Annotated in this window: 2 protein-coding genes and 1 pseudogene; 1 reads left to right on the top strand and 2 read right to left on the bottom strand. The window is 41.0% G+C overall.

Features of this window, described 5'->3' with window-relative positions; all coding sequences use genetic code 11:
- Positions 1–461 (bottom strand): annotated as a pseudogene (locus tag WBA23_RS20950) (hypothetical protein); the annotation flags it as partial.
- A 91-nt stretch (positions 462–552) separates the two neighbouring features.
- Between WBA23_RS20950 and WBA23_RS20945 the strand changes: the two are divergent.
- Positions 553–1,110 (top strand): TlpA family protein disulfide reductase, encoded by a 558-nt coding sequence (locus WBA23_RS20945; protein ID WP_424584232.1) that lies wholly within the window; start codon positions 553–555, stop codon positions 1,108–1,110.
- 2 nt (positions 1,111–1,112) lie between these two features.
- Here the strand turns inward: WBA23_RS20945 and WBA23_RS20940 are convergent.
- On the bottom strand, positions 1,113–1,755 hold a 643-nt coding region (locus tag WBA23_RS20940), incomplete at its 5' end, for an alanine:cation symporter family protein (protein WP_424584231.1).

Genomic DNA, 1,755 nt, shown 5'->3' with positions numbered 1-1,755 from the left:
CGATTAGGCCAATTATCACCAAAAAAAGTACGATCGCCATACTGGTTTTGCTCAATGATCAACCCATCGCTGGGAATGCCGTGGTACTTAATACGAAAAGTACCTTGAGAAGTATTTAATTTAGCTTTGGGAATGTTGATATAAAGTGCATGATTTTTATGTATGAAGTCCACAGATTGATCGTTGAATAAGATTTCTTCTACGATCATCCCTCGAGTGCCACTACTATCTATATCGGCGAGATGCAGAATTACGGGAGAAGACTGATTAGGTGGAAGCGAAACAAAAATACTAGCATTACCCTGAATCTCATTAGAATTATCGTGTACTGTTAAGCTAAAAGCATAATGGAGAACATCAAGCGTGGAAGGAGGGAGGCTTACCGACTGTGAGAATCCGGGGTAGGAAATAATCACGAGTAAGAATAGCGCAATTTGTTGGATGAAGAATTTTTTTCCCATCGGTCTTTATTAGGCTTTCAGCGAAATTAGGAAAGAAACTAAAGAATTCGTAAACACATTTAGACTGGAAGGTACAACTGCGATGAAAAAAATGCTCAAATCAAGAATTATTGATTTTATTCTGTTCTCTCTTTTGTTACTATTATTATTTGTACCAAGTATACGCTTGCCGGTAGTAAGTAATGTACAGAAGGCTTTACTATATACTGGTTTGTTCAATGCCTCATCGGAGCTTAATCAGGAAAGTGAAACATTTGATTATAAATTCGTGCTATACAACATGACCGGGGAGCAGGTTAATCTTAATCGCAAGCGAGAAAAAGTGCTCTTTATCAACATATGGGCTACTTGGTGTCCGCCCTGTATTGCTGAAATGCCCGAAATTGCCAAACTATATAAATCAGTAGGGGGCGAAGTAGAATTTTTGATGATTTCGGTAGACCAAGATCAACTAAAAGCGAAGAAGTGGGTAAAAGATAAACGCTTCACGGTTCAGGTATACTTTCCAAAGCAGATAAATCCAAGTTTATCATATGAAGCAATACCAACTACTTGGGTTATTGATCGGAACGGAAAAATAATTTTTAAGAAAACCGGAATGGCGCAATATAACACTGAGAAATTTAAATCACTTCTACTTTCTCTTTGATGCTAAACTACCTTCTTAGGAGTTTCTTGATGCTGCCGAGAAAAATAATCTTGCGCCGCTGCCCGAACTTTGGGAGCTAGCAATAGAGCTGAGACCATCGTTGGAATAGCCATTAAGGCATACATTCCGTCTACTAAATCAATAACTGCTTCTAGCGTAGCCACCGAGGCAATTACAATGGTTGCTACATAAAAATAGTTAAACCAATGTGCCCGGTGGGCTCCAGCTAGATAAGAGAAGGATTTGGTACCGTAGTACGACAGGGTAAATAAAGACGATAACGAGAAAAAGGCTACACACAACAGCAGCAAATATCCACCGAACTGATTGCCAGGAAAGGCGATGTTAAAGGCATCTACTGTAAGGGTTATGCCTTCCATACCTGTAACTTTCCATACATCAGTCACCAGTATTGCCAGTGCAGTCATAGTGCAAACAATCAGTGTGTCAATGGCAGGACCGAGCATGGCGACTAATCCTTCCCGTACGGGTTCGCTGGTTTTAGCCGCTCCGTGGACCATGGGGGCCGTACCAATCCCCGCTTCATTAGAGAATGCGGCTCGTTGAGCTCCCACTATAATAATTGACCCAACTGCTCCTCCCAATACTGAGGTAGCAGTGAAAGCATCGGTGACAACTAGGCTA

Source organism: Tunicatimonas sp. (assembly GCF_049647865.1).
Classification (GTDB): Bacteria; Bacteroidota; Bacteroidia; order Cytophagales; family Cyclobacteriaceae; genus Tunicatimonas.
This window is presented reverse-complemented; position numbering and strand designations above follow the sequence as displayed.

Excerpts from the sequence above, each read along its gene's own strand:
- WBA23_RS20945 (WP_424584232.1), top strand. The coding sequence starts at position 553 with ATGCTCAAATCAAGAATTATTGATTTTATTCTGTTCTCTCTTTTGTTA.